The sequence below is a fragment of the Actinoallomurus rhizosphaericola genome, assembly GCF_024055675.1.
GTDB lineage: Bacteria > Actinomycetota > Actinomycetes > Streptosporangiales > Streptosporangiaceae > Actinoallomurus > Actinoallomurus soli.
Map to the genome: position 1 here is coordinate 36,542 of NZ_JAMXMW010000037.1, position 7,885 is coordinate 44,426.

Consider the following 7,885-nt stretch of genomic DNA (forward strand, 5'->3'; position numbering starts at 1 on the left):
AACCGCCCGGCCACGCGAAGAAGAGGTCATTCTGGCGCGCACTGCTTCCACCCGCTCCACAAAGATCGACGCACGTCATGCCAGACTCACCTTCCTTCTTCCGAAGCACATCAAGACGACCGCGGCCTCAACGCCAGATGACGGCGCCCTCAACGCCAGACGACGACTTCGACGCAATCCCCCTCACTGCGGCTGGACTTCCGCCACCCGGAGTCGTCGAGCTCGACCGCCACGGGCCCTCCGGCCGCGGGCGGGGCGGGATGCCGTGGGCCCTCGTCCGGCTGGTTCATCACCTGATAGCTCGGTGCCGCCGCGACCGCCTCCGCGTCGCCTTCGAGATCCGGTGCGGGCAGTTGCCGGGCGACGGGCCCACCCGTGTCGGCCTGGGGTTGTCCGATGACGATGCCCGGCACATCTGCGGCCGGACGCGTGACGGTATTCGCCGCAGAACCGGATTCTGGCGACACGGCCTCGACGGGCGATTCCACCTTTTCCTCGGCCGACTCCCAGAATGCCCGGAAATCCGAATATCGGTCGTCTTCCCGCCCCGGCGGATCGGCCTCCGCTATCTTGGCGTTCCTGCCGTAGATATCCACCAGAAGCTCGTGCAGGTCCTTATCATGCCGCCGAGCCGCGTGGTAACCGCTGAGACGCCCATCGTCCGTGACCACATAGGGGCTATCGGTGACATGCGCCTCCACATAAAAGCTCGTGAGCGCCGCGAAGTAATCACCTGGGTCCTTGGCAGGTTCATTGGGCGCGCGCAACGGACCGTCGGGCCACACCGCATTCGACTGCTGCAGCTTTTCATCGTAGAAATCTCGGATTTTGTCCTTCTTCTCGTCATCCAGACCATAGGCGTGAAGCAACTGTGCGAACACATTCACGGCATCGGAATAGCCGGATGGAGAAGGCACACCGAACGGAGACGTCCCGCCGAGAAGATCCTCCTCGGAAACCGCGGCCAGCGTGCCGGTACGGATACTGCGCTCCCGGTCGGCGGGCCTGCCTTCGACAAGCTCCGTCCCCGCGAACTCACGCCAAGGCCCGAGCGAGGTCAACGACTCGGCCCGCGGGATGATGAACACCCGGCCACCCGCGTTGATCACGTTCTCCGCGATCTCCGGCTCGTTGCTCAGCATCGTCGTGATGATCGAACGCAACCGCTGCCCGGCCGTCGCCGGCCGCTCCACCCCCGGCGGCATCTGAACCATCAAATCCGCCACCGCGGCCGCGAACTCCGCCCGAGGCAACGACACGCGCATCCGGTGCACGAAATCCCGATCCGAAGCCAGCGCCTCCCGCTGATCCGCGGACAAGTACTGAAACTGCGGTCGATGCGTGGCCTTGGTGCTGCTGGCCGGGTCAGCCACGACGACAAGTCCACCGAGATGCGTGGCCAGCGCATCGGCGAAGTCGTCGAAGCCGACCTCATCTTCCCAGGAGTCATACATCCAGTCATCGCCGGGCGCCTCAGCATTGAGAGGCACCAGCGTCACGGAATCACCCAGCTTGTAGCCCGTGTTACGAGCCACCCAGCGCGCCGTCTGCTCCGAACGTCGCGCAAGACCGTCGAAGGTGAACGTAGAAGCCGCAGGGTCGAACTCACCGAAAATCACCCAAGGATCATCATCCCTCGGCAACTCTACGACATCCTCACCCGGCTCCCCGCCGAATTCCCGGAAGGCCTGGTACATGCGGTTCTCCGCCTGCGTCTGCCAGAGAGGATTGGCGCGGATACCTTCGGGAACCGGACCGTAAATCCTCTTCAGTAGATCAACGATCGCGATATTCTTCTCATATCGAATGACCCAGTCCGCACCGTTGTTCTTCGGCCAGCGAGTCTTGAAGTCGATTCCTGCATTCGTGCCCAGATAGGCGCTCGTCAGTTCCGCAAAGTACTCCTTCTCATTCTTAGCCGAATAGTTGTAGGCACTGCCCCCCTCGGGAGTGGTCAATGGCCCATTCGGCCATTGCACCTCGAATCCCGACTTCGCTTTTTGCAGCTCACTCTCATAATGCTGCTTGATGAGGTTTTTATCCTCATCACCGAGCCCGTAGTTGTGGATCAGGTGAGCGATCTCGTGCGTAACCACAGAAAGGCCGGTTGGCCACTGATCGCCCACCGCAGCGATCTCGCCGAGAAGATTTTCCTCCCCCACCGCAGCAGACCCCGTGCCTTTCGTAAGGCCGCGCGCGTTTTCGATTGCGTGCCCTTCCACGGCGAGACGCCAGGTGTGCCCGAGCGAGGCCAACGACGCGGTCCGCGGGATGATGAACACCTTGCCACCCGCAGTGATCACGTTCTCCGCCACATTCGGGTTGTGGCTCAGCATCCGCGTCAAGATCGCGTGCAACCGCTGCCGGGCCGTCGCGGGCTGCTCGACCCCCGACGGCACCCGGATCATCAGCTGCGCGACCGCGGACGCGAACTCCACCGGAGACAGCGACAGACGCAGCCCATGTACGAACTCACGGTCCGAAGCCAGCACCCTCCGATCGTTGGCGGACATGAACTGCAGCTCCGACATCCGCTCACCCGGAGACAGACCCGCCAGCCGCCTCGCCTTCTCCGCGGATGACACAGGCCGGCTCGTCACGGGCTCCGGCGGGGCGGACGAGTCGCCCTGCTTCGGTGTGAGCGCCCCCGACGACGGTGCGGGTGGGGCGGGATGTCGTGCGCCCTCGTCCGGCCGGTTCACCACCTGATAGATCGGTGCCGCCGCGACCGTCTCCGCGTCACCTGCGCCCACCGACGACACGGCGGCGGCGAACCCGTGTGCCCCGGGCGCGGTCAACGGGAAGTCCCGCAGCACCACACTCGCGTTGACCGCCGACTCGATGTCCCGCAAGTACCGGGCCGGCATCGGCTGCGACGGGTCGAAGACACCCCCCGCCATGATCCCGCCGGTCCTGACCGCCGAAGACCGCACCAACCGACGGAACAGCGACAACTCATCCCGGTACTCGTCCCGCAAGCCCAGATAGTGGAACACCTCGTGCAACAGCGCGACGGTGAAGTCGTCCGTCCCCCAGTGCCGTGCATCCGGCCCGCCCAACCCCAGGCCGGGAGCGTCGGCCGTCCGACCCGGCCGGATCTCAACAGCCTCCCGATGGCCGGGGTCGACGACCAGCTTCACCGCGAAGAACGCCTGCTCCTTCGAAACCGGCAGCGCATACCCCTGGTTCGCATACCGATCGATCATCCGGTTCAACGACCGCTGTATCTCAGCGACGTCGTCCGCACTCACCCCGAACATCGGCTTCACCGGCACGACGACGACATGGTTACGAACCCACACCCCGTTCGCCGCCTGAATCCGCTGGACGTTGATCCGAATCTGCGTCGCCCAACCCGAAACCCGTGGAGTCCCCTCCGCCACGCTGAAATCGGCCTTGGCCTCGAAACTCTCCGTCTCCACATGCAGCACCGGCGCGGCAAGCCGCCGGGCCAGCCAGTCCGCACTCGCCGGCTCCTCGACCCTCGCAGCGGGTCCCCCCACCGGCTCCGCCACACCCGTAGGCCGAAGACCACGCCCAGGCCCCGACGACCACGCCGGCTCCGCCGACACAATGGGCCTGGGCCGGCTGAACTGCGGAAGAGTGAGAATCTCCTCCAGCGTCGTCTTCTGCAGAAACCCCGAACCCGTCGAGGGCGGATCGTAAGGACCAGACGTCCGCCGCCCCGGCTCATCCTCGGGAAAATTCCAATGACTCAACACCTCATGACGCCCCCGCGCATCACGCGTTCCCAACGCCAGCACGACGTGGGCGCCCCCATTGATGATCACCAGATGCCCAGCGGGCAGATCCGGCGTCACCAAGCCGGACCGAACATCACGCCGGTGCCGCACCGGCTCGCCGACGGTCAGGGACCGCATCAGCGTGTCGCCATAACTCTCAACCCCCCGCAGCACCGCGGCCATGGCATCCCGCCCGCCGTTCAGCGCCACGCGATACGTCTCACTCGCCGCCTCAGACGCCTCACCATGGATCCGCCTCAACCAGTCCCGGTCGACCGCGCCAGACCAGTGCGCCGTATAGAGGATGGCCTCCCAGCAGTTCATCCGCCCGAGCTCCGTCGGCGCAGGCCCCTCCCCGCGGACCCACCGCGCGAAGTCATTGGGCGTACCGTTCCCCGACGTCGCACGAATCTGGAATCCACGGCTATCGTCGGGCAACGCCGGCAACACCCACCGATAGAACCCGACCGACCCCACCGCCACCCGCAACACCCGACGCGTCCAGTTCCGCACCCGAGCCCGATCAAGCGGATAGACATCCGACGCCGCAACACTCCCCGCCGGCCGCAGATCCGACGGCGCGGACGGGGCAGCATGGGACGGCAGACCCGTACGGACACGGCCGTCTCCAGGCTCGCCGGTGGCGACGGCCTCGTCCGGCGCGACGGTATCCGCCACGGCCGCCTCGTGGAAGCGCTCGCCGGTCTGCTCCAGCCATGCGGGGTCGTCCTGGGCGAAGCGGTGGCCGGCGGCCAGTTGCTCGAACGCCCGCTCCGCGGCGTGCGATGCCAGCGCCGCTTCGGTGAGCGGAGCCGCTACGTCGTCGGCTTCGGCGTGCTGTGCGGGGCCGGCGACGGTCGGACGGGGACGAATGCCCTCGGGGATCAGAAGATTGGTCAGCGCGCCGGCCGACCGAGGGCCGCGTAGGTACTCCGCGGCGACCAGGACGACGATCTCATCGGGGCGCGACACGGCACCCCTCGGGTTCTCCCTCGGGCGCACCTGCCGGATACGGTCCTCGACCAGCTTGGCCGCCTGGCCCAGCGCCTCCCGACGGCGCTTCGCGCTGATCGCCGGGTCAAGGAGCCGATTCCAGGCATGATCCGGGTCCGAACGCCGGGATGCGGGGAGTTCGCCTGGTCGGTGCGTAGTCCAGCCGGTCCCGATCGACAGACCGCTGGAACGAGGCACCACGACCGTGCCGCCGAGATGGGTGGCGACGAGATCCGCGAAGGAGGGCCCGCCCCCCGGCCCCGGCATCCCCACTCCGGGGATGTTGAGAATGACCGGACGACCTGGCCCGTACGTCGTGTTGCCCTCGATCCACCGCGCCGTCTGCTCCGGGTCCAGGTCTTGGTCGCTACCCGGGATGCGCACGGTGAACGACTCGCGATGGTATTCGCCCTCCACGACCGGGCCCTTCGGCAGGCGGGTCGTTCCGCCGCCGGCCCCGGAAGCGGCCGGTTCCTGCGTGGACGGCTCCGCCGCCGAACTCCGCGTCGGCGGCTGCTCCGCGACCAGGGTGTGCGCGAGGTTCTCCCCGGCCTGCTCTCCGGAACGGGCGATCTCTGCGGCGACCAGGAGCCGCCACTCACGCGGCGCTCGGGGGCGAGGTTGCCCGGTACGCGGCCGGGTGATCGCCTCGCGGATGATCGTGTCCGTCCGGTTCAGCAGCCCTTCCCGCTGCGCCGTCGGCAGCCGGTCCAGCGTCGCGCGGGCACGGTCGACGGGGGTTCCGGCCTCCTCCGGCCGGTCCACCGACGGCGGGGAGACGGTCTCGGCGTGGCCGCCTTCCGGGCCCGGTTCCGAAGGGTGATCGCCTGCGAGGGCGGCCCCGTGCGACGTCTCCTCGCCACCAGGAGTGGGCGCCGGGCTCTCGGCCGCCTTCTGCGGAGCCGTCGTCGATCGCCAGATGCCGACCGGCCGACCGGTCACACGCTCGGCGGTCGCCTGATCGCGCAGGAAGGCCCCGGAGTCGGGCAGGGTGCGGACCCGACTGACGAGGTCACCGTCCGGTCCAAAGGTGTACCAGCCGTCGTGCGGCGCATCGCCGATCCGCAGTTCGTCGTCCGGATCCCGCAGCAGCGTCCCGGCCGCCAGATCACCGGTCGGAATCGGGGAGAAATCACCCCAGGGCCCGGTCACCGGCGCGTCGAGAAGCGGCGCGACAGCGAACGCGAACGCGGACGCATCACCGGCCAACAGGACGACCGGAACGCCCGGCTCGTACTCCGGCCGCTCCTGAAGCCACGCGACGAATTCATCAGGAGTCATCGGGGCGGACTCACCGTCGACGACGATGTGGTCCTCATAGTCGATCGACTCGACACGACCGGCCACGACGATCCGATCGCCGCCCGACGCCGAGCGGCTCGCCGGACCCGCCGGACTCATCGGGGTTACCGGACTCAATCGGCTCAGGGGAGTTCGCGAGGTCCGCGGGCTCAAAGGACTCACCGGGCTCAGCGAAGGAGTTTCATCGGCGGGAGTCGGTCCGTCGTCCGGTCGGCCATACGAACCCGCTTGGGAGTCGTTCTGGACGGTTCCCGGGGTATCGGCCGCGGGGGTCGCTACGGTCACCGGAGGCAGGGCACCCGGTCGGTGCGTGGTCCAGCCGCCGCCGGAGCGAGGCGTCAGGGCGTCCCCGCCGGGATGGGTGGCGACGAGGTCCGCGCCACCGGGCCTTTCCCCATCCGCAGTGCTGCCGGGGTTCACCTCCTCCCCGACACCGGATTTCTCCTCCTGGCCGCCCGTCACCGGCTCGGCCCCGCCACCAGGCCGTACGTCGCGCCGCGGAGTCATCTCATCGACCCGCTGATCGAGGAACTGATCGATCCGCTTGTTCAGGTCCCCGTGCAGCTCCGTCACGGCCGCATGACCACCGGACTCATGCGCCTGCGCGAAGCTCCTCCCCCACTCCGCCGCCTCATCCGCCGGCAGACCCTCATCCAACGCTCGCTTCTCAGCCGCCGCACCGACCTCAGCCGGCGACCTGTTGATCGCCGACATATCAACACCGGTGGAAGCCTTCGCACCCACCGAGTTCGAGGTCTTGGTCGCCGAGTTGGAAGACGTCAGGCCCTCACCCGCACCATGGGAGGTATCGGCCGGTCGATCCGTCTTGAACGCCTCATCGATGATCCACTGAGCCTTGCCGTTCCCAGCGCCCGACGCCGTCGGCCTGTCCACCACGGCCGTGGGAGGACCACCCTTGACCGGCACCGCCTCACCCGCCGCCGACGGCTCACCCGACGCACCACCACCACCAGCACGACCCGACGAGGAGCCACCGTGCGACACCGCACCGGACGAATGACCCGGCTGCCCCGACGAACCGCCCGGCTCGCCCTTCGTCCCCTCAACCGACGACGGATCCACCGGCCGAGAACCAGACCTCCTCACAACATCATAGAAAAAGGACCACCGCTCATTAGGCGCCAGCGCACCGAACTCATCCTGCAGCTCGGCAATCAGACTCCGATCACCGGACAAATGAGCCTCATAAAACTTATTACCCCAACGCGCCGCCTCATCAGGCGACAACCCCCACGCCTCACCGAGCTTCTCATACGCCGCCGCCGACCGAGACGCCGAATACTCGGCATCAAACATCTTGCCCGGCTGCGCGGCATCCCGCGAATCACGGAACTCACCGATCCGCCTAATCAGATCCCCGTGCAACTCCGCCACGGCCGCATGACCACCGGACTCATGCGCCTGCGCGAAGCTCCTCCCCCACTCCGCCGCCTCATCCACCGGCAGACCCTCATCCAACGCTCGCTTCTCAGCCGCCGCACCGACCTCAGCACCCGAAAGACCGCCACCGGGGTTCAGTTCCTTCTCGCCACCGGAGTTCTCCACCCGGCCATCCGGTACCGACTCAGCCCCAGCAGTAAGCCACTCGTTCCGCTTCGCCATCGCGTCATCGACCCGCGGATCGAGGAACTGATCGATCCGCTTGTTCAGGTCCCCGTGCAACTTCGTCACGGCCGCATGACCACCGGACTCATGCGCCTGCGCGAAGCTCCTCCCCCACTCCGCCGCCTCATCCGCCGGCAGACCCTCATCCAACGCTCGCTTCTCAGCCGCCGCACCGACCTCAGCCGGCGACCTGTTGATCGCCGACATATCAACACCGGTGG

General features: G+C 67.4%; 1 protein-coding gene. It reads right to left on the reverse strand.

Annotated features, from left to right (window positions below; genetic code table 11):
* Nucleotides 1–149: 149 nt before the first annotated feature.
* Nucleotides 150–7,730, reverse strand: coding sequence for a hypothetical protein (locus tag NE234_RS43570; RefSeq protein WP_252787052.1), 7,581 nt, complete (start codon nt 7,728–7,730; stop codon nt 150–152).
* Nucleotides 7,731–7,885: the final 155 nt, after the last annotated feature.